Annotated in this window: 17 protein-coding genes; 3 read left to right on the top strand and 14 right to left on the bottom strand. The window is 72.8% G+C overall.

The window, feature by feature from the left end; all coding sequences use genetic code 11:
• Nucleotides 1-131: 131 nt before the first annotated feature.
• The 6 genes from ACH5AO_RS05250 to hrcA all read right to left on the bottom strand — a co-directional run bounded on the left by ACH5AO_RS05250 (nt 132) and on the right by hrcA (nt 8624).
• The gene (locus ACH5AO_RS05250) at nt 132-3374 is read right to left on the bottom strand and encodes a S41 family peptidase (protein WP_398921920.1); all 3243 of its coding nucleotides are present in this window, start codon (nt 3372-3374) and stop codon (nt 132-134) included.
• Nucleotides 3375-3420: 46 nt separating this feature from the next.
• On the bottom strand, nt 3421-3933 hold the full coding sequence (locus tag ACH5AO_RS05245; RefSeq protein ID WP_398922017.1) for a hypothetical protein: 513 nt from the start codon (nt 3931-3933) through the stop codon (nt 3421-3423).
• 490 nt (nt 3934-4423) lie between these two features.
• The gene (locus ACH5AO_RS05240) at nt 4424-5164 is read right to left on the bottom strand and encodes a 16S rRNA (uracil(1498)-N(3))-methyltransferase (RefSeq protein WP_398921918.1); all 741 of its coding nucleotides are present in this window, start codon (nt 5162-5164) and stop codon (nt 4424-4426) included.
• Complete coding sequence (locus ACH5AO_RS05235) at nt 5161-6234, bottom strand: nitronate monooxygenase (protein ID WP_398921916.1); 1074 nt, start codon at nt 6232-6234, stop codon at nt 5161-5163. The genes ACH5AO_RS05240 and ACH5AO_RS05235 overlap by 4 nt, the downstream gene beginning before the upstream one ends.
• Nucleotides 6235-6471: 237 nt before the next feature.
• A complete protein-coding gene (dnaJ, locus tag ACH5AO_RS05230) occupies nt 6472-7608 on the bottom strand; it encodes a molecular chaperone DnaJ (RefSeq protein ID WP_361747544.1) in 1137 nt (378 codons plus the stop codon).
• Complete coding sequence (gene hrcA / locus ACH5AO_RS05225; RefSeq protein ID WP_398921914.1) at nt 7608-8624, bottom strand: heat-inducible transcriptional repressor HrcA; 1017 nt, start codon at nt 8622-8624, stop codon at nt 7608-7610. Before hrcA ends, dnaJ begins: the two co-directional genes overlap by 1 nt.
• Nucleotides 8625-8793: 169 nt before the next feature.
• On the opposite strand from hrcA, the gene ACH5AO_RS05220 reads away from it, so the two are divergent.
• A complete protein-coding gene (locus ACH5AO_RS05220) occupies nt 8794-9528 on the top strand; it encodes an MBL fold metallo-hydrolase (RefSeq protein WP_398921912.1) in 735 nt (244 codons plus the stop codon).
• A 34-nt stretch (nt 9529-9562) separates the two neighbouring features.
• Nucleotides 9563-10375, top strand: a complete 813-nt coding sequence (locus ACH5AO_RS05215; RefSeq protein WP_398921910.1) for a DUF3097 domain-containing protein — start codon at nt 9563-9565, stop codon at nt 10373-10375.
• On the opposite strand, the gene ACH5AO_RS05210 is transcribed toward ACH5AO_RS05215, so the two are convergent.
• The 5 genes from ACH5AO_RS05210 to lepA form a co-directional block, all read right to left on the bottom strand.
• On the bottom strand, nt 10353-10931 hold the full coding sequence (locus ACH5AO_RS05210; RefSeq protein ID WP_398921908.1) for a Uma2 family endonuclease: 579 nt from the start codon (nt 10929-10931) through the stop codon (nt 10353-10355). The two genes, ACH5AO_RS05215 and ACH5AO_RS05210, sit on opposite strands and share 23 nt — an antisense overlap.
• 101 nt (nt 10932-11032) lie before the next feature.
• Nucleotides 11033-12265, bottom strand: coding sequence for a radical SAM family heme chaperone HemW (hemW, locus tag ACH5AO_RS05205; protein WP_398921906.1), 1233 nt, complete (start codon nt 12263-12265; stop codon nt 11033-11035).
• Nucleotides 12266-12292: 27 nt separating this feature from the next.
• On the bottom strand, nt 12293-14509 hold the full coding sequence (locus ACH5AO_RS05200; protein WP_398921904.1) for a SpoIIE family protein phosphatase: 2217 nt from the start codon (nt 14507-14509) through the stop codon (nt 12293-12295).
• Nucleotides 14510-15159: 650 nt separating this feature from the next.
• Nucleotides 15160-17034, bottom strand: coding sequence for an AMP-dependent synthetase/ligase (locus ACH5AO_RS05195; protein ID WP_398921902.1), 1875 nt, complete (start codon nt 17032-17034; stop codon nt 15160-15162).
• A gap of 247 nt (nt 17035-17281) precedes the next feature.
• The gene (gene lepA / locus ACH5AO_RS05190; RefSeq protein WP_398921900.1) at nt 17282-19150 is read right to left on the bottom strand and encodes a translation elongation factor 4; all 1869 of its coding nucleotides are present in this window, start codon (nt 19148-19150) and stop codon (nt 17282-17284) included.
• A 242-nt stretch (nt 19151-19392) separates the two neighbouring features.
• Here lepA and rpsT point away from each other — a divergent pair, with 242 nt between their 5' ends.
• Nucleotides 19393-19659: a 30S ribosomal protein S20 gene (gene rpsT / locus ACH5AO_RS05185; RefSeq protein ID WP_030858234.1), complete on the top strand. Its 267-nt coding sequence runs from the start codon at nt 19393-19395 to the stop codon at nt 19657-19659.
• Between the two features lie 190 nt (nt 19660-19849).
• Here rpsT and holA read toward each other — a convergent pair whose 3' ends face one another.
• The 3 genes from holA to ACH5AO_RS05170 all read right to left on the bottom strand — a co-directional run bounded on the left by holA (nt 19850) and on the right by ACH5AO_RS05170 (nt 22054).
• A complete protein-coding gene (gene holA, locus ACH5AO_RS05180; RefSeq protein ID WP_398921897.1) occupies nt 19850-20827 on the bottom strand; it encodes a DNA polymerase III subunit delta in 978 nt (325 codons plus the stop codon).
• Between the two features lie 69 nt (nt 20828-20896).
• Nucleotides 20897-21142: a hypothetical protein gene (locus ACH5AO_RS05175; RefSeq protein ID WP_398921895.1), complete on the bottom strand. Its 246-nt coding sequence runs from the start codon at nt 21140-21142 to the stop codon at nt 20897-20899.
• Between the two features lie 72 nt (nt 21143-21214).
• Nucleotides 21215-22054: an arylamine N-acetyltransferase gene (locus ACH5AO_RS05170; protein ID WP_398921893.1), complete on the bottom strand. Its 840-nt coding sequence runs from the start codon at nt 22052-22054 to the stop codon at nt 21215-21217.
• Nucleotides 22055-22085: the final 31 nt, after the last annotated feature.

The raw sequence follows: 22085 nt of genomic DNA, 5'->3' as shown, positions 1-22085 counted from the left end.
GCGGTCGTGGGGGCCCCCCCCGGCGGCCCCGCCCCCCCCCCCCCCCCGGGGGGGGCCCGGGGGGCGGGGCCCCCCCCCCCCCCCCCCCCCCCCCCCCCGCCCCCCCCGGGCGGGGAGGCGACGGGGTCCGCTCACGGCAGCGCCGGGGGCACCTTCGCCGGTGTCGACTCGAGCGCGTCCAGTGCCAGCCTCACCGCCTCGTCCAACTGCACGTCCCGCCCCGCCGCGTGGTCCTGCGGCCGCTGCACGACCTCCACGTCCGGGGCGACACCGCGGTTCTCCACGTCCCAGCCATGGCCCTCCAGCCAGAAGGCGTACTTGGGCTGGGTGACGAGCGTCCCGTCGACCAGCCGGTAGCGGCTGTCGATGCCGATCACGCCACCCCACGTACGGGTGCCCACCACCGGCCCGATCCCCAGCGCGCGGATCGCCGCGTTCACGATGTCCCCGTCGGACCCGGAGAACTCGTCGGCGACGGTCACCACCGGTCCCCGCGGCGCGTCCCGCGGATAGCTCTCCGCCCGCATCCCCCGGGGCAGGTCCCACCCCACGACCCGCCGGGCCAGCTTCTCCACCACGAGCTGCGAGGTGTGCCCGCCCCGGTTCTCCCGCACGTCCACGATCAGTCCCTCCCGCAGCACCTCCACCCGCAGGTCGCGGTGGATCTGCGCCCACCCGGGCGCCTGCATGTCGGGAACGTGGATGTACCCCAGCCGCCCGCCGGACCTCTCCAGCACGTACGCCCGCCGGTCCGCGACCCACGCGTGGTACCGCAGCGGCTCCTCGTCGGCGAGCGGCACCACCACCGCGTGCCGCGGCTCGCCTCCCCCCGCGGGCGACACCGTCAGCTCCACCGGCTTGCCCGCCGTCCCGACCAGCAGCGGCGCGGGTCCGGTCACCGGGTCGACCGGCTGTCCGGCGACGGCGACGATCGCGTCACCGGGCCGTACGGCGACCCCCGGCGCGGCGAGCGGCGAGCGGGCGTCCGGATCGGACGTCTCCGCGGGCAGGATCCGGTCGACCCGCCAACTGCCGTCCTCGTGCCGGGAGATGTCCGCGCCGAGCAGCCCCTGCCGCGCGCCGTCGCCGTGGCCACCGCGCGGGACGACGTAGGCGTGCGAGGTGCCGAGCTCGCCGTGCACCTCCCACAGCAGGTCCACCAGGTCGTCGTGGGTGGCGAGCCGGTCGAGCACGGGCCGGTAGCGGTCGAGGACCCCGTCCCAGTCGACGCCGTTCATGTCGGGACGCCAGAAGTTGTCCCGCATGATGCGGCCGTTCTCGTCGAACATCTGCCGCCACTCGGCGGCCGGGTCGACGAACTGGCGGATCCGGTCCAGGTCGACGGTGATGTTGGTGTCGCTGTCGTCGTCGCCGGAGGCGCGCCGGTCGCTGGGCACGACCTTCAGCCGCCCGTCGGTCCACAGCAGCACCCGCTTGCCGTCGCCGCTGACCTCGAAGTGGTCGGCGTCCACGGCCAGGTGCTCGATGCGCTGCCGGTCGAGGTCGTAGCGCTCCAGGTCGGTCTTGGGGTCGGGGTCGTCCGGGGTGGCGCGGGAGGACCCGAGCACGCCGCGCACCGGGTGCCGCAGCCACAGCACCCCGTCCTTGGCGGCGCGCAGGTTGGTGTAGCGGGCGGCCTCCACCGGGAACGGCACGATGCGGTCGGCGAGACCGTCGAGGTCGACGCGGGTGGTGGGGGTGCCCTCGTTCTCGGGGGTCCCGTCCCGGTCCGGCGTCTCGAAGGGCCGACCGTGCCGCTGCGGGCCGAACGGTGACGGGGTGGTCGCCGCGAGGGTGATCAGGTACGGACGTACGCCCTCGACGAAGGCCAGGTCGAAGACGTGTTCGTCGTAGACGGGGTCGAAGGAGCGGGTCGACAGGAACGCGAGGTGCTTGCCGTCCAGGGTGAAGGCGGGCGCGTAGTCCTGGAAGCGCAGCGGGGTCGCCTCGGTGACCGACAGGTCGGTGGTGTGGGCGAGCTTGAGCTGGCTGAGCGGGCGCGGGCCGGGGTGGGACCAGGCGAGCCAGGAGGAGTCGGGTGAGAAGACCAGCCCGGAGACGTCGCCGTCCTCGCTGCGGTCGACCTCCCGGACCTCGCCGGTCTCCCGCTCGACGAGGAGGACCCGGCCGTCGTGGGAGGCGACCGCGGCGCGGCCGCCGTCGGGGGCCATGGCGAGTCCCACGACACGGCCCAGCCGTCCGGCGGCGATCCGGCGGGGGGCGGCGCCCGGGGCGAGTCCGGTGGCGGGGGCGAACTCCAGGGCGTCGTCGCCCTCGGCGTCGGTCACCCACACCACCCATTCCTCGCCGTCCGCGCGGAAGGCGCGGGGCAGCCGGGCCCGTACGCCCGGGGTCGCGGCGAGCGCGCGGGCGGGGCCGGCGCGGTGGGTGACCCAGTGGACGGTGCCGCGCACGCAGACGGCGCTGCCGCGCGCGGTGTGGTCGGGTGACGCGGAGCCGAACCAGCGGGCGGCGTTCACCGGGAACGGCTGGAGGTCGACGCGCTGCCCGCCGAGCCGGACGTCGAGGCGGCGCGGCTCCGCCCCGTCGAGGTCGTCGAGGAGCCACAGTTCGCCGGCGCTGGAGTAGACGACACGGGTGCCGTCGCCGGCGGCGTGGCGGGCGTAGAAGCCCTCGAGGGGAGTGTGCCTGCGCAGGTCGGAGCCGTCGGCGAGGGAGGAGTACAGGGCGCCGGTGCCCTCGTGGTCGGAGAGGAACGCGATCCTCCCTCCCTCTCGGCTTCGCTCGAGCGCGGGGACCCCCGTCCCCACCCACAGCGGGCACTCGATGTTCCCGTCGAGGTCCTCGTGCAGCCGTACGAACTCGCCGTCGCCCTCGCGGTCGATCCACAGCTTGCCCGCCGTACCGCCCCGGTAGCGCTTCCACCGGGCGGCCTCGAGGCCCATCGGCGCGGACAGCAGCACGGTGTGCGGTCCCTCGGCGACGTCGCCGACGGGGCCGTGGGGCAGGGTGGTGGCGGGGCCGCCGTCCAGGGGCACGGCACGGGCCCAGGTGCGGCACGAGGCGGCCTGGTCGTGGGCGCTGGTCACCAGGACTCTGCCGTCCGCCGTCCAGCCGCGCGTCCGGGTGGTGGGACTGCCCCAGTAAGTCAGGCGTCTGGCGGGGCCGCCCTCGACGGGCGCGACGTACACCTCGGGGGCGCCGTCGCGGGTGGAGGTCCAGGCGACGGTGGTGCCGTCGGGCGAGACGCGGGGCCGGCTCACGGGTACGTTGTCGGCGCTGACCCGCCAGGCCCGGCCACCGTCGAGCGGGGCGAGCCACACGTCGTCCTCGGCGGTGAAGGCGACCAACTCGCCGTGCAGATGCGGAAACCGGAGATAAGCGGCGGATGCGACCGATGCGGGCTGTGTCACCCGGTCACCCTATGCAGGCGCGGGCGGTCCTGGACAGGGGTTCCGATCACTTGCCCTCGACAGGGCGACACGACGGGTACTGCTCGCACCACACGGTCGTCGTGACGGTCACGGTGACGGTGGGGTTCGGGCCGCGGTGCGTGGGGTCGCCCACGCGCGGCGGGCTGGTGGCGTCGCAGTCGCCCAGGCCGTCGACCCGGAACACCTGCTTCCCGCCGACCTTCGCGGTGATGTTCCCGCGGACGCAGGCGCCGTTGACGGCGTGGGTGACCCTCCCGGTGACGGTGATCTCCTTGCCGTCCCGCGTCTCGCCCTGGCAGTCGACGGAGGCGACGGTGTCCTCGTCCGCGGACGGTGAGCGGTCCTCGTCCCCGAAGGACGCGTTGCAGCTGAGCCAGCGCACGCCGGCCTTCTGCCGGTTGAGTTCCTCGGTCACGGTCTCGTCGGTCGTGAACGCGACGGCCGCGGAGCTGAGTCCGCCGCCCTCGCACGCGGTGACCCCCGCCACGGCGGCCACGGCGAAGCCGGCGGCGAGTGCCTGCCGCCGCCATGCGCGCATCACGCGCGGAATCCTGTTCAACGCCCCCATGCACGGCAGCCTGCCACCGTCGCGGGCGGGACGGTAGGGCGCATACGGCCACTCGCACTACCCTGGTCCGGTGCGCAGTGGACGCCGGGTCAGAAAGCTCGTCGTGGACGGGAACACCGCGGGTGAAATGGTCACCTACCTGTGGTCGGTGCGTCATCGGCACCGGACCGGGGGACCCTGTTCGGAGGTGCTCTCCCTGACCCGGGAGGGGACGACGGCGACGGTCCGTCTGGTGTTCCGGGGCGGTGAGGGGCGCTTCGTCCCCGACGGGTTCCTGCCTTCGGGTGCCGTGGCCGTCGGCGGGGGCGCGGCGCTCAACCTGCACGAGCCCGGTGTCGTTCGGGCCTTCGTCGACGAGGCCGTCCGGCGCGGGCTGTTCACCGGGCCCGCGGAGCTGGACGGCTGGGAGCTGTTCCCGGAGGCCGCCGCCCGCCGTGCGGCGGACGGCCGACCGGGGCCGTCAGGACCAGCGGCCGGTACGGGCCAGGAGTACGGCCGTCGCCGCGGTGCCGGCGGTGGAGGTGCGCAGGACGCTGCGGCCCAGGCGGTAGGGCTTGGCGCCGGCCTGCGCGAAGAGCTCCAACTCGTCGGGGGAGATGCCCCCTTCGGGCCCGACGACCAGCACGATCTCGCCGGAGGCGGGAAGTGCGGCGCTCGCGAGGGGTTCGGTGCCGCTCTCGTGGAGGACGGCGGCGAAGTCGGCATCGGCCAGAAGTGAGGCAACCCGCCGGGTCGTCGCCGCGTCCGCGACCTCGGGGAAACGCACCCGGCGGGACTGCTTGCCCGCCTCACGGGCGGTCGCCCGCCACTTGGCGAGGGACTTCAGCCCCCGCTCGCCCTTCCACTGCGTGATGCAGCGGGACGCCGCCCACGGCACGATCGCGTCGACGCCGACCTCGGTCATCGTCTCCACGGCCACCTCGCCCCGGTCGCCCTTGGGCAGGGCCTGGACGACGGTGATCCGGGGTTCCTCCGGGGGCTCCTCGGCCACCGGCTCCAGCCGGACGATCAGGCGGTCCTTGCCCTCGGTGCCGAGCACCACGCAGTCCGCCCAGCGGCCCGCGCCGTCGGTGAGGACGACGTCCTCGCCGGCCCGCAGCCGCTTCACGGAGACGGCGTGCCGTCCCTCGGGTCCGTCGAGCACGTAGCGGCCGGAGCCGTCCGTGTCGAAGTGGTCGACGACGAACACCGGCGCGGTCATCGGGCGCCTCCCGCCGACAACGCCGTCCGGGCGGCGGCCAGTTCGGCGGCCAGCACCTCCACCAGCCGTCCGGCGGGCAGCTCGCGGGCCATCCGGTGGCCCTGCCCCGCCCACAGCGCCAGGCCCTGCGCGTCGCCGGCCTTGGTGGCGGCCTTGCGCAGGGGTGCGGTGAGGTGGTGGACGTCCGGGTAGGCGGCGGGCGCGTACCGGCCGTGCTCGCGCAGGAAGCGGTTGACCAGGGCGCGGGCCGGGCGGCCGGAGAAGGCGCGGGTCAGCTCGGTGCGGACGTACAGGGGGTTGGTGAGGGCCTGCTTGTGCAGGGCGTGCGCGCCGGACTCGTGGGTGGCGACGAAGGCCGTGCCGAGCTGGGCGGCGTCGGCACCGGCCGCGAGGACCGCGGCGATCTGGCCGCCGCGCATGATGCCGCCGGCGGCGACGACCGGGATGCCGACGGACTCCCGGACCTGGGCGAGGAGGGAGAGCAGTCCGACGCCGGAGCCGTCCGCCTCCGGGACGTCGCGGTGGGTGCCCTGGTGGCCGCCGGCCTCCACGCCCTGCGCGATCACCGCGTCGGCGCCGGCCCGTTCCACGGCCCGGGCCTCCTCCGCGGTCGTGGCGGTGACCAGCGTGAGCGTGCCGACGCGGCGCAGGGAGTCCAGGACCTCGCGGGCCGGCACACCGAAGTGGAACGACACCACCGGCACCGGGTTGTCCAGCAGCACGGCGAGCTTGGCGTCGTAGCCGTCGTCGCGGCCGCTGTCGGGGTCGCCGAGCGCGGTCTCGTACCAGGAGGCCTCACCGGCCAGCTGGTGGGCGTAGACGTCGACGGCGGCCGGGTCGGCCGTCTCCGGCTGCGGCAGGAAGAGGTTGACGCCGAAGGGGCGGGAGGTCAGTCCCCGCAGCTGCTTGATCTCCTGGTACATCCCGTCCGCGGTCTTGTACCCGGCGGCCAGGAAACCGAGCCCGCCCGCCTCGGACACGGCCGCGGCGAGCTGCGGCACGGCGACACCGCCCGCCATGGGTGCCTGCACGATCGGGTGCGGGCAGATATCGGTCAGTACGGAGGACATGACGGCATGTTGTCACGTCCTCCGGGCAACGCCGAATCGGCCCTTCCCCTTGGCACAAGCCACTTTTCGACGGGGCGGCGCCAGGGACGTCACCCCGCCGGACATGCACCTCGACGCCCGTCGAAGGCGTCCTTCAACCGCGAGAACAGCCCCTGCTGTCCGGGCTGACCGTGCCAGCCCGGGGGACCACCCCCGGACCCCCGGCAACAAGCCACCGCCCACCCGGCACCGACCGACTCAGCGCCCGTTGAAGGCGTCCTTCAACCGCGAGAACAACCCCTGCTGTCCGGGCTGGAACTGCCCCGTGGGCCGTTCCTCCCCGCGGAGCTTGGCCAGTTCGCGGAGCAGGCGTTCCTGTTCCGGGTCGAGCTTGGTCGGGGTCTGGACCTCGACGTGGACGATGAGGTCGCCTCTGCCCCCGCCGCGCAGGTGCGTGACGCCCCGGCCGTGCAGCGGGATCGACTGGCCGGACTGGGTGCCGGGCCGGATGTCGACCTCCTCCATGCCGTCCAGCGTCTCCAGCGGCACCTTGGTGCCGAGGGCCGCCGCCGTCATCGGGAGGGTGACCGTGCAGTGCAGGTCGTCGCCGCGCCGCTGGAACTGCGCGTGCGGCAGCTCGTGGATCTCCACGTACAGGTCACCGGCGGGACCGCCACCGGGCCCGACCTCGCCCTCGCCGGCCAGCTGGATCCGGGTGCCGTTGTCCACACCGGCCGGGATCTTGACCGTGAGGGTGCGCCGGGAACGGATCCGGCCGTCGCCCGCGCACTCCGGGCACGGGGTGGGGACGACGGTGCCGAAGCCCTGGCACTGCGGACAGGGGCGGGAGGTCATGACCTGGCCCAGGAAGGACCGCGTGACCTGCGAGACCTCACCGCGGCCCCGGCACATGTCACAGGTCTGCGCGCTGGTGCCCGGGGCGGCGCCCTCGCCGCTGCACGTCGTGCAGACGACGGCCGTGTCGACCTGGATGTCCTTGGTCGTGCCGAACGCGGCCTCGTCGAGCTCGACGTCGATGCGGATCATCGCGTCCTGGCCCCGGCGGGTGCGCGAGCGCGGCCCGCGCTGCGACGCCGTGCCGAAGAACGCGTCCATGATGTCGGAGAAGTTGCCGAAGCCACCGGCCCCGAAACCGCCCGCGCCACCGCCGCCGGTCTGCGAGAGGGGGTCGCCGCCGAGGTCGTAGACCTGCTTCTTCTGCGGGTCCGACAGCACCTCGTAGGCGGCGTTGATCTCCTTGAACCGCTCCTGCGTCTTGGGATCAGGATTGACGTCCGGGTGCAGCTCGCGGGCGAGCCGCCGGAAGGCCTTCTTGATCTCCTCCTGCGAGGCGTCGCGGCGCACGCCGAGTACGGCGTAGTAGTCCGTGGCCACTACGACTCCGCCAGGATCTGTCCGACGTACCGTGCCACTGCGCGTACCGCTCCCATCGTTCCCGGGTAATCCATGCGGGTCGGTCCGACCACGCCGAGCTTGGCAACCGCCTCGCCGCCCGAACCGTAGCCGACCGACACGACGGACGTGGAGTTGAGTCCCTCGTAGGCGTTCTCGTGCCCGATGCGCACGGTCATGCCCGAATCCCCCGCCTCCCCGAGGAGTTTGAGGAGCACGACCTGCTCCTCGAGCGCCTCCAGGACGGGCCGGATCGTGAGGGGGAAGTCATGTCCGAAGCGGGTGAGATTGGCGGTACCGCCGATCATCAGCCGCTCCTCGTTCTCCTCGACGAGCGTCTCCAGGAGGGTGGAGAGCACCGTCGAGACCGTACCGCGATCCTCGGCCTCGAACGCCTCCGCGAGGTCCTCCACCAGGCTCGGCACGTCGGTGAACCGGCGGCCCGCGACCCTGCTGTTCAGGCGGGCCCGCAGGTCCGCCAGGGAGGACTCGCCGAACGGCGCCGGGCAGTCGACCATGCGCTGCTCCACCCGGCCGGTGTCCGTGATCAGCACCAGCATCAGCCGCGCGGGGGCGAGGGAGAGCAGTTCCACGTGCCGCACCGTGGAGCGGGTCAGCGACGGGTACTGCACGACGGCGACCTGCCGGGTCAGCTGCGCGAGCAGCCGCACGGTCCTGGCCACCACGTCGTCGAGGTCGACGGCGCCGTCGAGGAAGTTCTGGATGGCCCGCCGCTCGGGCGGGCTCATGGGCTTGACGCCGGCGAGCTTGTCGACGAACAGGCGGTAGCCCTTGTCGGTGGGGATGCGCCCGGCGCTGGTGTGCGGCTGGGCGATGAAGCCCTCGTCCTCCAGGGCCGCCATGTCGTTGCGCACGGTGGCCGGGGAGACGCCGAGGTTGTGCCGCTCGGTGAGGGCCTTGGAGCCGACGGGCTCCTCGGTGCCCACGTAGTCCTGGACGATGGCGCGCAGCACCTGAAGCCTGCGTTCACTGAGCATCGCGCACACCTCCAGAGCCTTCCGCGCGGTACCTTCCCTGTCCGCCTGGCACTCTTCGTACGCGAGTGCCAGACTTCCCCGCCCAGTGTACGGCCGGGAGGTACGCCCCGGGCAAGGCCGGTCCCCGCGCCCTCGCTCCGGGCGGCGTCGTCCCCGATAGCGTCCCGGTATGACCGTGACTTGGGAAGAGTCGGGATGGGAGCAAGTGGCCGCCGGAGTGGGGCGGTGCCGGCTGCCCGGGTGGGACTGCACGGTGGGGCTCGTCGTGGGCGCGGAGGGCGTGCTGCTCGTCGACGCGGGTTCCGACCCGGGCGAGGGCGCGCGGTTGCGGGCGGAGGCGTGGGCGCTCACCGGCCGTCGTGTGACGCATCTCGCGCTCACCCATCCCCATTTCGATCATGTCCTCGGGGCTTCGGTGTTCGCGGACGCGGAGGTGTTCGGCGCGGTGGGCATGGAGACGGTGCTGACGGGCCGTGGGCTCGAGGAGCTGCGCGCGGACGCGGTGCGCCACGGGCTGGACGCGCGCGTGGCCGAGGAGGCCGTGGAGGCGTTGGTGCCGCCGCGGCACGCGGTGTCCGGCGAGTGGACGCTCGACCTCGGCCCGGCCGGCGACCGGCAGGTGCTGCTGGCGAACGTGGGCCCGGGCCACACCGCCCATGACCTCGCGGTCCTCGTCCCCGGCTCCCCCGAGGTGGTGTTCTGCGGGGACCTGGTCGAGGAGTCGGGCGAACCGCAGGCCGGCCCCGACGCCGTACCGTCCCGCTGGCCGGCCGCGCTGGACCGGCTCCTGGAGCTGGGCGGCGAGGACGCGCGGTACGTCCCCGGCCACGGCGCGGTGGTGGACGCGGCGTTCGTACGCCGTCAGCGTGACGCCCTGGCGGCCCGTTTCGGCGTGTCGGACTGATCGCGGCGGGCGCATTCCTCGTATCGTCGTCAGAATGCGCCAGTACTCCGCCGATCTGACCCCTCCGTGGAAGAAACCGCAGCCGGTCCCCGAGGTCTCGGCCGAGCCGGGCCTGGTGGTGGAGGAGCCCGGCACCGGCTTCTGCGGCGCGGTGATCCGCTGCGAGGCGGACACGGTGACGCTGGAGGACCGCTTCGGCAAGCACCGGGTGTTCCCGCTGGAGCCGCGGGGCTTCCTGCTGGAGGGGCGCGTGGTGACGCTGGTGCGGCCGGCCGCCGGTCCTCGGCGGCCCGCCCGTACGGCGTCCGGTTCCGTCGCCGTGGCCGGCGCGCGGGCGCGGGTGGCCCGCGCGGGGCGCATCTACGTCGAGGGGCGGCACGACGCGGAGCTGGTGGAGAAGGTGTGGGGCGACGACCTGCGCGTCGAGGGGGTGGTCGTCGAGTACCTGGAGGGCGTCGACGACCTGCCGTCGATCGTCGAGGACTTCTCCCCCGGCCCGGACGCGCGACTGGGCGTCCTGGTGGACCACCTGGTGCCGGGCTCGAAGGAGTGGCGGATCGCGGAGGCGGTGACGAGCGAGCACGCGCTGGTGGTGGGCCACCCGTACATCGACGTCTGGGAGGCGGTGAAGCCGGCGTCGGTCGGCATCGAGGCGTGGCCGCGGGTGCCGCGCGGTCAGGACTGGAAGACGGGGGTGTGCGCGGCGCTGGGCTGGCGCGTGGCGAACACGGGCGAGGCGTGGCAGCGGATCCTCGGCTCGGTCCGCTCGTACAAGGACCTGGAACCGCAGCTCCTGGGCCGCGTGGAGGAGCTGATCGATTTCGTCACGGAAACCGGTGGGGCTTGACGCCCGGGAAGGTGCCGAACTCGCCGGTGTCCAGACCGGTGCCCAGCATGTCGAGCGGCAGCCGATCACCGAAGTCGAGCTTCATCTGCGCCGTGTAGTCGGCGTCGTCCCCCTCCCCGACGGGCAGCGTGAGCAGAACGCAGTGCGCCATGATCGGATCGATGATGAGGTACGCGGGAATCCTGCCGGCGGCGTAGATCGACCGCTTGACGATGTAGTCGCGCACGACGCTGGTTTTGGACACGACCTCGACCACCAGCGTGATCAGCTCGGACGACAGCAGGCGCCCCGACTCGGGTGTGGCGTCGCGCCGGAGAACCACCAGATCCGGCACGGGTTCGCTGGCCTCGTCGATGATGTCGACGTCCTGGGTCTGGAGACGGACCCAGCGCTTGCGCGGGATCTGGTCCAGGACATCTTCCACGATCATGTTGTGCACAAGATCGGGGCTGGCCATCATCACGATTTCCCCCCGGAGAAGCTCGACCCTCACGCCCTCGGGAGGCTCGAACTCCTCGAAGAACCTGGTCATCCCACGCTCGTCCACAGCGGTCATCTCCGTGGCCCTCCACATCCGCCGCGTCCTTTTCGGCGGCAGCCTACGAACCAGGTTAGGGACCGAACCCGGGTTCCGCAGTGATTCACTCCGCCGGGTGATCAGTCCACCAGGTCCCTGACCACGGCGTCCGCGAGCAGTCGTCCGCGCAGGGTCAGCGCGGCCCGTCCCGCCTCGTACGGCCCCTGCTGGAGCAGTCCGTCCGCGAGTGCCCGCCGGGACGCCGCGCGTCCGTCCTCCTTCAGCAGTGACAGCGGTACGCCCTCCCGCAGCCGAAGCTCCAGCAGGATCCGCTCGACCCGCCGGTCCTCGTCCGACAGGATCTCGCGGCCCGCCCCCGGCGACCGCCCCTCCGCGAGCGCCGCCGCGTAGGCGCCCGGGTGCTTGACGTTCCACCAGCGCACCCCGCCCACGTGGGAGTGGGCGCCGGGGCCCGCGCCCCACCAGTCGGCGCCGCGCCAGTACAGCTCGTTGTGCAGGCAGCGGCCCGCCTCGGAGGTGGCCCAGTTGGACACCTCGTACCAGTCGAAGCCCGCCGCGGACAGCGTCTCCTCGGCGATCAGGTAGCGGTCGGCGTGGACGTCGTCGTCCGTCATCGGGACCTCGCCGCGGCGGATGCGGCGGGCGAGCTGGGTGCCCTCCTCGACGATCAGCGCGTACGCCGAGACGTGGTCGGGACCGGCGCCGATCGCCGCGTCCAGGGACGCCCGCCAGTCGTCGTCGGACTCCCCCGGGGTGCCGTAGATCAGGTCGAGGTTGACGTGTTCGAAGCCGGCCGCGCGGGCCTCGGCGACGCAGGCCTCGGGGCGGCCGGGGGTGTGGGTGCGGTCGAGGACCTTCAGGACGTGCTGCCGGGCGCTCTGCATACCGAAGGAGATCCGGTTGAAGCCTCCCGCGCGCAGGGCCGCCAGGTAGGCCGGGTCGACCGACTCCGGGTTGGCCTCCGTGGTCACCTCGGCGTCCGGCGCCAGCCCGAACTCGTCGCGGATCGCCCCCAGCATCCGTACGAGGTCGTCGGCGGCCAGCAGGGTCGGCGTACCGCCGCCGACGAAGACCGTGCGGACCTCGCGCGGGTCGTCGCCCAGCACCTTCCGCGCCAGGCGGACCTCGTCGACGAGGGTCTCGGCGTAGTTGTCGCGGGAGGCCAGGACGCCGCCGCTGCCGCGCAGCTCGGTCGCGGTGTAGGTGTTGAAGTCGCAGTAGCCGCAGCGGGTCGCGCAGTACGGGACGTGCAGGTAGAAGCCGAGGGGGCGGTCGGCGGCCCCGGCGAGCGCGGACGCGGGCAACGCGCCGTCGGCGGGGACGGGCTCGCCGTCGGGGAGTGCGGAAGGCATGTGCTCCATTGTCCCGCACCGGCCGTGTCACTCCGCTTGGAGGACGAGGAGCGCGAGGTCGTCGGCCGGCGGGCGGGCCCCGAACTCGTGCACGAGCTGCGTGATCCGTTCCGCTATCGGTTCGGCGTCCATCCCCGCGCATCCCGCCAGGGCCACGGCGAGCCCGTCGCCGTCGTCGAACTGGCGGGAGCCGGAGCGCCGCTCGGTGACTCCGTCGGTGACGCAGAGCAGGGTGTCGCCGGAGTACATCTCGAAGGTCTCGCTGGTGTAGGTGGCGTCCTCGACGACCCCGAGCAGGGTTTGCGGCTGGGCGACGGCGCGGACCGAGCCGTCGGGGGCGAGCAGCAGGGGCAGGGGGTGTCCTGCGGAGGCGAGGGTGCAGCGGACGCCGCCGTCGAAGGGGACGAGTTCGCCGTAGAGGAGGGAGAGGAAGCGGGTCTGGGGGCCGTCGCCGGGTGCGGTCGGGCGGGCGCCCGCGGCCACCAGCGCGCGGGCAGCGGCGTCGGCGGCCTCGGTGGCGTCGTCGAGGAGGAGCTGGTTGAGGCGGTCCAGGACGTCGGCGACGCGGTAGCCCTCGCGGGCGAGCAGCCGCAGCCAGGGGCGGACCAGGCCGATGACGACGGCGGCCTCCGGCCCCTTGCCCTGGACGTCACCGACGGCGAAGCCCCAGCGGCCCCGGCCGGCCGGGAAGAGGTCGTAGAAGTCGCCGCTGGGTCCGCCCTTGTCGCAGGGTTCGTAGACGAGGGCGCTGCGCACGCCGGGGATCTCGGCGACGGCGCCGGGCAGCAGTCCGCGCTGGAGGATGGCGCTGATGGTGGCCTGGCGGGAGTACTGCCGGGCGGCCCCGACGGCGAGGGCGACGCGCCGGCCGAGGTCCTCGACGAGGCCGGTGATCTCGTCGGGGAAGCGGTCGATGCCGCCCCGGCCGATCACCAGCGTGCCGAGCGGGCGCCCGCCGGCGACGAGCCGGTAGGCGAGGGCGGTGCCGGGGGCGCCGTCGGCGGGGGCACCGGCGGAGACGTCGAGCGCGTCGGCCGGCCCGTCGGCCGCGTCCGCGGACCTGCCGACCCTCCTGTCCGGCACCTTCGGCTTCGGCCCGCCACCGGTCGACCCGCCCGGCTCACCCGGCCCGTGGGCCGCGTCACCCGGCCCGTCGAGCGCCTCGCCCGGTCCGTCGAGCGCCTCGCCCGGCCACGGGTAGGGCGCGGGGCCCTGGTCCAACGGGTCGCAGGGGTGCGGCGGGTTCCGCTCCAGGGTCCGGCTCAGCGCCTCGATGCGGTTCTCACTCGCGTGCCAGACGCGGGCGAGGCGGGGGCCGCCTGCCCGTTTCCCCTCGCCCCAGCCGCCGCCGTGCCCGGTGGCCTCGTCCTCCAGCCAGACCGCGCACCAGTCGGCCAGCCGCGGCACGATCAGCTGCCCGGTGAGGGAGGTGACCAGGTCCTCGTCGAGCTGCCCGGCGAGCAGGTCGGAGGCCTCGGCGAGGAAGGAGAGGGCGCCGCGCCCCAGCCAGGTCCCGTCCCGTCCGGGCCGGCGGGCGAGCCAGTCGTCGCCGTACGAGCCGCCGCGCCAGGTGTCACGGGCGGGACCGGGTGCTTCCCGGTGGCCGGGCAGGTGCCGGGAGGCCAGCGGATCGAGTGCGTCCAGTGGGTCGGGGGCGCCCTGTTCCGGCCGGGGCGGCTCCGGCGCGAGGATCTCCGCCACCCTCAGATCCCGCGCCAGCGTGCGCTCCCCCGCGTACGCCTCGATCTGGTCGCCCGTCGCGCACCCCCCGGCGGCCAGCCGTGCCCACACCGTCTTCGTCCCCGGCCGGTAGGTGATCCCCCAGGCCTCGGAGAGCGCGGCGACGAGGCGCAGGCCCCGCCCGTACTCGGGGGTGTCGTACGGCGCTCCCTCCGGTTCGTCGCCGCGCGGCGCGCGGGAGGGGTGCTGGTCGGCGACCTCGACGACGAGCGCGCCGGTCGCCTCCTCCAGCCCGCACGTCAGGCGCACCTCGGTGCCGGCGTGCACGACGGCGTTGGTGACGAGTTCGCTGGCGATCAGCGTGACGTCGTCGCCGACGCGGCCGGTGAGGTGTTCGGCACCGGGCAGGGCGAGTTCCGCCCACTCGGCGAGCGCCTTGCGCAGCACCACGCGTGCGGTGCCCGGCGCGAGGGGGCTTCCGGGCAGGGTCGCGTCCACCCACGCGCGCTCCCGCGCGCCGGAGGCGCACGAGGCGGTCTCCCGTTGGGTCGGAATGGCCCTCATGGGCAGCTCCCCGGACAGTTCGTACGAATAGAACCTCGATCGTTGCCGACAGGGTGACAGACCGGACCCACCCATAAGCGTCAAGTCACCGAAGTGGACCGTCAAGGGTGAGAACAGCGACAGACGTGCGGTCAGGAACGGACAGGAAGCCGTTTCATTCCGGTCATCGTGAAAACGTGAAAAGGGGCGGGGTCCCGCGCCGGCCCACGCTCCGTCGGGGACGCGGACCCGCACTCCGGGTGGCGCGCGGCGAGCGCGGACTCCCCGAGGGGGAGCGGCGCGCACTCGACCGCGTACTTACGACAGTCGGATCATTCCTTTTCACTCCTTGATGCCCCACGAGGCCTTTTTCACTCCCTGATGCACCCGTTGGGCGGATCCCGACGTCAGGGGAGCAGTCAGGGAACAGTCGAGGGAGCAAGCGGCTCAGACCCGGGCGGCCGGACCGGGGCGCGCCCGCGCACACCACCCCTCCACCGCACCGGGGAAGCCTCATGACCTCACTGCCCCGGCACCCGGACCATCGGCGCCCGGACCGCCCCGCGCGGGCATGCCGACGCGGCGGCGACGCACACCGTCGCCGCCGACGCCACCGCTCACGGGCGGGGCGGGCGGCTCCCCGCCCCGCCCGATTCGTCACGCCGTGACGCTCACGCCTCGCGCGTGCCCGCGTACATCTCCTCGATGAGGTGCTTGTACGCGCGCTCCACCACCGGGCGCTTCAGCTTCAGGCTCGGGGTGACCTCGCCGTGCTCGATGTCGAGATCGCGCGGGAGGAGGCGGAACTTCTTGATGGTCTGCCAGCGCTGGAGGCCCTCGTTGAGCTGCCTGACGTAGCCGTCGACCATCTCGACCGTGGCGGGCGCGGCGACGATCTCGGCGTACGACTTGCCCTCCAGGCCGTTCTCGGCCGCCCAGGGCGCGAGGGCGGCCTCGTCGAGGGCGATGAGGGCGGTGCAGTAGTTCCGGTCGGCGCCGTGGACGAGGATGTTGGAGACGTAGGGGCAGACCGCCTTGAACCGGCCCTCGACCTCGGCCGGCGCGATGTACTTGCCGCCGGAGGTCTTGATCAGGTCCTTCTTGCGGTCGGTGATGCGCAGGTAGCCGTCGGGCGAGAGCTCGCCGATGTCGCCGGTGTGGAACCAGCCGTCCTCCTCGAGGACCTCGGCGGTCTTCTCGGGCAGGTTGTGGTAGCCCTGCATGATGCCGGGGCCGCGCAGCAGGATCTCGCCGTCGTCGGCGATGCGGACCTCGGTGCCGGGCAGCGGCTTGCCGACGGTGCCGGTGCGGTAGGCCTCGCCCGGGTTGACGAAGGAGGCGGCGGAGGACTCGGTGAGGCCGTAGCCCTCCAGGATGTGGACGCCGGCGCCGGAGAAGAAGTAGCCGATCTCGGGGGCGAGGGCGGCGGAGCCGGAGATGCAGGCGCGCAGGTTGCCGCCGAAGGCCTCGCGGATCTTGGCGTAGACGAGCTTGTCGGCGACGCCGTGCTTCGCCGAGAGGCCGAAGGGGGCGCTCGCGGTGCCGGTGCGGCGGAAGTTGTCCTGGGTGACCTTGGCGTACTCGCGGGCGACCTCGGCGGCCCACTGGAAGATCTTGTACTTGGCTCCGCCGCCGGCCTTCGCCTTGGCGGCCACGCCGTTGTAGACCTTCTCGAAGATGCGGGGCACGGCCGCCATGTAGGTCGGCCGGACCACCGGGAGGTTCTCGATGATCTTGTCGACGCGGCCGTCGACGGCGGTGACGTGGCCGACCTCGATCTGGCCGGAGGTGAGCACCTTGCCGAAGACGTGCGCGAGCGGCAGCCACAGGTACTGCACGTCGTCCTTGGTGCAGAGGCCGGTCGCGGCGATCGCCTTCGCCATGTACGACCAGCAGTCGTGCGGCAGGCGCACGCCCTTGGGGCGGCCGGTGGTGCCGGAGGTGTAGATCAGGGTGGCGAGCTGGTCCTTGGTGAGCGCGGCGACCCGCTCCTTGATCAGCTCCGGTTCCTGCCGGAGCCGGGCGGCGCCGCGCTCCTCCAGGTCGGCGAGGGTGATCACGAAGTCGTCGGTGTCGGCGCCGGCCGGGTCGACGACCACGACGCGGGTGAGCTCGGGCAGCTCGGCGCGCTTCCCGACCGCCTTGGCCGCCTGCTCGGCGTTCTCCGCGATGAGCACCCGGCTCTGGGAGTCGGACAGGATGTAGGCGGACTCGTCGGCGTTGGTCTGCGGGTAGACCGTGGTGGTGGCGGCTCCGGCGCAGAGGATGCCGAGGTCGGCGAGGATCCACTCGACCCGGGTGGCGGAGGCCAGCGCGACCCGCTCCTCCGGCCGCACGCCCAGCTCGATCAGGCCGGCCGCGATGGCGTGGACCCGCTCGGCGGCGCCCGCCCAGGTGAGGGACTTCCAGTCGTCGGGGCCCGTGCCGGAGGCCGCCGGGACCGGGTAGCGGTAGGCCTCGGCGTCCGGTGTGGCCGCCACACGCTCCAGGAAGAGGGCCGCCACGCTCGGCGGACGGTTCTCGATCAGTGTCTGTGTGTCGCTCACGACATCCTCCGGGGCCCGCGACGGTGCGGCTGGCTCAGTGCGGCTGGGGTTTCCTCGCGCCGTTGTTTAACTCGCGAGTAACTATCGAGCACGGACAGAGTAAAGGCCGACCGGCCACGGCGTAAGGGGGCACGGCCTGCCACTTCACACAGGAAGACCTACCCCGTGAACGCGCGGGGCCCGCCGTACTCGTGTACGACGGGCCCCGTTACGCCCGGTTCGCGGAGTGACCCGCGGTAACCTCCGGTTACTTCTTGCCCTTGCCCGATCCCGCGCTGTCGTCGCTGGAGAGGACGGCGATGAAGGCCTCCTGGGGAACCTCCACGGAACCCACCATCTTCATCCGCTTCTTGCCTTCCTTCTGCTTCTCCAGCAGCTTCCGCTTGCGGGAGATGTCACCGCCGTAGCACTTGGCGAGGACGTCCTTGCGGATGGCGCGGATGGTCTCGCGGGCGATGACCCGCGAGCCGATGGCGGCCTGCACCGGCACCTCGAAGGCCTGCCGCGGGATCAGCTCCTTGAGCTTGGCGACGAGCCGCACGCCGTACGCGTACGCCTGGTCCTTGTGGGTGATCGCGGAGAACGCGTCCACCTTGTCGCCGTGCAGCAGGATGTCGACCTTGACCAGGCTGGAGGTCTGCTCGCCGGTGGGCTCGTAGTCGAGGGAGGCGTAGCCGCGGGTCTTGGACTTCAGCTGGTCGAAGAAGTCGAAGACGATCTCCGCGAGCGGGAGGGTGTAGCGGATCTCCACCCGGTCCTCGGAAAGGTAGTCCATGCCGAGCAGGACACCGCGCCGGGTCTGGCACAGCTCCATGATCGAGCCGATGAACTCGCTGGGCGCCAGGATGGTGGCGCGCACCACCGGCTCGTACACCTCGCCGATCTTCCCCTCGGGGAACTCGCTCGGGTTGGTGACGGTGTGCTCGCTGCCGTCCTCCATGACCACCCGGTAGACCACGTTCGGCGCGGTGGCGATGAGGTCGAGGCCGAACTCGCGCTCCAGGCGCTCGCGGATCACGTCGAGGTGCAGCAGGCCGAGGAAGCCGACGCGGAAGCCGAAGCCGAGGGCGGCGGAGGTCTCCGGCTCGTAGACCAGGGCGGCGTCGTTGAGCTGGAGCTTGTCGAGGGCCTCGCGCAGCTCCGGGTAGTCCGAGCCGTCCAGCGGGTAGAGGCCGGAGAACACCATCGGCTTGGGGTCCTTGTAGCCGCCGAGCGCCTCCTCGGCACCCTTGTGCTGGCTGGTGACGGTGTCACCGACCTTCGACTGGCGGACGTCCTTCACACCGGTGATGAGGTAGCCCACCTCACCGACGCCGAGGCCGTCGGCGGAGAGCATCTCCGGCGAGTTGGTGCCGATCTCCAGCAGCTCGTGCGTGGCGCCGGTGGACATCATCCGGATCCGCTCGCGCTTGTTGAGCTGGCCGTCGATGACACGGACGTACGTCACGACACCTCGGTAGGAGTCGTAGACCGAGTCGAAGATCATCGCGCGGGCGGGGGCGTCCGCGACGCCGACCGGGGCCGGGATCTCGGCGACCACCTTGTCCAGCAGCGCCTCGACGCCCAGACCGGTCTTCGCGGAGACCTTGAGCACGTCGTCGGGGTCGCAGCCGACCAGGTTCGCCAGTTCCTCGGAGAACTTCTCCGGCTGCGCGGCCGGCAGGTCGATCTTGTTGAGGACCGGGATGATCGTGAGGTCGTTCTCCATCGCCAGGTAGAGGTTGGCGAGGGTCTGGGCCTCGATGCCCTGGGCGGCGTCGACGAGGAGGATGGTCCCCTCGCAGGCGGCGAGCGACCGCGAGACCTCGTAGGTGAAGTCGACGTGCCCGGGGGTGTCGATCATGTTGAGGATGTGCGTGTTGCCCTGGTCGTGGGTGGGAGCCCACGGCAACCGCACCGCCTGGGACTTGATCGTGATGCCGCGCTCACGCTCGATGTCCATGCGGTCGAGGTACTGAGCGCGCATCTGCCGCTGCTCGACCACTCCGGTCAGCTGGAGCATCCGGTCGGCGAGCGTGGACTTGCCGTGGTCGATGTGCGCGATGATGCAGAAATTGCGGATCAGCGCGGGGTCGGTACGGCTCGGCTCGGGCACATGGCTGGGGATCGCGGGCACGCAGGGTCCTGATTCTTGAGGCGTCCGCATACGTCTGCTTGTGCGTCTGCGGTCTCGGGTCGGATCGATACGTAGCTTCCATCGTCCCACGGGTGGCGACCGGGGACGGGTTTGGGCCACTGAATGGGCCGCTGGTAGTGTGGGGGGCTGTGTCTCATGCCCTCTCAGCGCGAGGCACACCCCAAGAAATCACCGGTACGGGCCCCGAGCGGTCCCGTACCAGAACCTGTAGAGGCTCATTCGTGGCGAACATCAAGTCCCAGATCAAGCGGAACAAGACCAACGAGAAGGCCCGGCTGCGCAACAAGGCCGTCAAGTCCTCTCTGAAGACCGCGATCCGCAAGGCCCGCGAGGCCGCCGCCGCGGGTGACGTCGAGAAGGCCACCGAGTACCAGCGCGCCGCCGCGCGTCAGCTCGACAAGGCCGTCTCCAAGGGCGTCATCCACAAGAACCAGGCCGCCAACAAGAAGTCGGCGCTGGCTCAGAAGGTCGCGGCCGTCAAGGGCTGAACCACCCTTTTGATCTGACCGCCGACCGGACCCCGGGCGGGCCCTCTCTCATCCGCCCCCGGCCGGCACCCCGAGCTCGTACGCGGCCTGCGTTCGCCACGCGGGTACGGGCTCACACGCTTCATCCGAAGGCCCCGCCCTCACACCCTTCCCCGGGTGGTGGGCGGGGCCTTCGGCCTCTTCCGTGCCGTTACGCCCGTCCCCGCGAGCGGGCCGCACGGGCGATGGTGACGACCGCCTTCTCCAGGGCGTACCCCGGGTCGGCCCCGCCGCCCTTCACGCCCGCGTCCGCCTCGGCGACCGCGCGCAGCGCGACGGCCACGCCGTCCGGGGACCAGCCGCGCATCTGCTGCCGCACCTGGTTGATCTTCCAGGGCGGCATGCCGAGATCGGCGGGGCGCGCGTTCGGCGACGACTGCAGCTTGCCGATCGCCCGTACGCCCTGGGCCAGCGCGCTGGTGATCAGCAACGGGGCCACACCGGTCGACAGCGACCAGCGCAGGGCCTCCAGGGCCGCTGCCGCGTGTCCCTCGACCGCGCGGTCGGCGACCACGAAGCTCGACGCCTCGGCCCGCCCGGTGTAGTACCGTCCGACGACCGCCTCGTCGATCGTGCCCTCGACGTCCGCGACGAGCTGGGTCACCGCCGAGGCCAGCTCCCGCAGATCACTGCCGATGGCGTCGACCAGCGCCTGGCACGCCTCCGGGGTGGCCGACCGGCCGGCGGTACGGAACTCGCCGCGCACGAAGGCCATCCGGTCCGCCGGCTTGGTCATCTTCGGGCACGCCACCTCCCGCGCCCCCGCCTTGCGCGCCGCGTCGAGCAGCCCCTTGCCCTTGGCGCCGCCCGCGTGCAGCAGGACGAGCGTGATCTCCTCGGCCGGCGAGCCGAGGTACGCCTTCACGTCCTTGACGGTGTCGGCGGACAGGTCCTGCGCGTCGCGTACGACGACGACCTTGCGCTCCGCGAAGAGCGACGGGCTGGTCAGCTCGGCGAGGGTGCCGGGCTGGAGCTGGTCCGGTGTCAGGTCGCGTACGTCCGTGTCGGCGTCGGCGGCCCTCGCGGCGGCCACCACCTCCCGCACGGCACGGTCGAGCAGCAGGTCCTCCTGGCCCACGGCGAGCGTCACCGGGGCAAGGAGGTCGTCGGATGCGGTCTTCCTGGCCATCGCGACAAGCATCCCACGCGCCACTGACACCCCCGTCCGGCCGTCGGCCGCCGGGCTACGGCCGCCGGGTTACGGCTCCTCCCGCCAGCCGTCCCACCCGGCCACGAACTCGTTCAGCTCCCCGGGGTCCAGCCGGGCCGCCTCGTCCCGCAGGACGACGAGCCACTGCGCGTCCTCCGCGTCGTCCTCACCGGCGAGCGCGTCCCGCACCAGCCGGGGCTCCTCGTCCACGCCGAACCGTTCCCCGAGGGCCTCGGCCACCTCCTCCGCCGCATCGCGGTCGGGCAGCACCAGCACATGTCGCACATCACTCACACGGGCCATTGTCCGGCACCGGGTCGGCCGCCCGCCCCGGTGCCGGGTCAGCCGCTCGTCCTGGTACCGGGGTCAGCCGCCCGTCCCGGTACCGCGCGCCGTCGGCACCGTGTCCAGCACGATCCCGAACCGCTCCCGGTAGAGCGCGAGCACCTCCTCGTCCGTCCCGGCCTCGTGCTCCCGCCGCGTGCCGTCCGGCGCGGTGACCGTGAGCCGCCGGCCGCTGAGCGTGATCCGGCCCCCGTCCGCGGTGATCCGCGAGCACACCGGAGACCGCGTGAAGTGGGAGGCCGGTGAGGTGCTGTGCCACCACGCCCCGGCCGTGAAGTCGGCGAGCACCCGCGGCCGGACCTCCAGCCGGTACACCGGCCGCCCGTTCCGGCTCACGTCCAGGTCCGCCACCTCCACCCGGTCGGACCCGCCGCGCACCCCGGCCGCGTCGGCGCCCGCCTCGGCGATCCGGAACGCACCCCCGGGATCCTCCTGCTCCCCGCGCTCCCCGAAGGCCAGCGGCAGGTGGAAGTGGGCGCCGAAGCCGACGTCGGCCAGCCGGTCCCCGCCGTCCACCGTCCGCACCCGCAGCGCGAGATGGTCGTACGGGATGCCGAGCCGGCCCCCGTCGCCGTACACCCGCGCCGCGAGCATCTGGACGTCGTAACCGAGGGCGGCGAGCAACGCCCCGAACACACCGTTGAGTTCGTAACAGAACCCGCCCCGCCGCGCCTCCACCACCTTCTCCAGCAGCCGCTTCTCCTCCAGCACGATCTCTTCGCCGAGATGGATGGACAGGTTCTCGAACGGCACGGTCTCCAGGTGCCGCAGGTGCAGTTCGCGCAGCGCGTCCACGGTGGGCCAGGCGGGCTGCTCGACGCCCAGGCGGCGCAGGTAGGCGTCGACTTCCGCGGTGCTCATTCCCTCGTTCATGTCCTCAGTGTCGCGCCCC

Origin of the sequence: Streptomyces sp. NPDC018964, from assembly GCF_044390325.1 — a bacterium.
GTDB lineage: Bacteria > Actinomycetota > Actinomycetes > Streptomycetales > Streptomycetaceae > Streptomyces.
The sequence above is the reverse complement of the archived record's forward strand: the minus strand, read 5'-3'. Positions and strand labels throughout refer to the sequence as shown.

Coding starts and splice junctions, on each gene's coding strand:
- holA (WP_398921897.1), bottom strand. CDS start 20,827: ATGGCCAGGAAGACCGCATCCGACGACCTCCTTGCCCCGGTGACGCTC.
- ACH5AO_RS05220 (WP_398921912.1), top strand. CDS start 8,794: ATGACCGTGACTTGGGAAGAGTCGGGATGGGAGCAAGTGGCCGCCGGA.
- hrcA (WP_398921914.1), bottom strand. CDS start 8,624: ATGCTCAGTGAACGCAGGCTTCAGGTGCTGCGCGCCATCGTCCAGGAC.
- ACH5AO_RS05235 (WP_398921916.1), bottom strand. CDS start 6,234: ATGTCCTCCGTACTGACCGATATCTGCCCGCACCCGATCGTGCAGGCA.
- hemW (WP_398921906.1), bottom strand. CDS start 12,265: ATGCCTTCCGCACTCCCCGACGGCGAGCCCGTCCCCGCCGACGGCGCG.
- ACH5AO_RS05210 (WP_398921908.1), bottom strand. CDS start 10,931: ATGACCGCTGTGGACGAGCGTGGGATGACCAGGTTCTTCGAGGAGTTC.
- ACH5AO_RS05215 (WP_398921910.1), top strand. CDS start 9,563: ATGCGCCAGTACTCCGCCGATCTGACCCCTCCGTGGAAGAAACCGCAG.
- ACH5AO_RS05240 (WP_398921918.1), bottom strand. CDS start 5,164: ATGACCGCGCCGGTGTTCGTCGTCGACCACTTCGACACGGACGGCTCC.
- ACH5AO_RS05245 (WP_398922017.1), bottom strand. CDS start 3,933: ATGCGCGCATGGCGGCGGCAGGCACTCGCCGCCGGCTTCGCCGTGGCC.
- ACH5AO_RS05200 (WP_398921904.1), bottom strand. CDS start 14,509: ATGAGGGCCATTCCGACCCAACGGGAGACCGCCTCGTGCGCCTCCGGC.
- ACH5AO_RS05170 (WP_398921893.1), bottom strand. CDS start 22,054: ATGAGCACCGCGGAAGTCGACGCCTACCTGCGCCGCCTGGGCGTCGAG.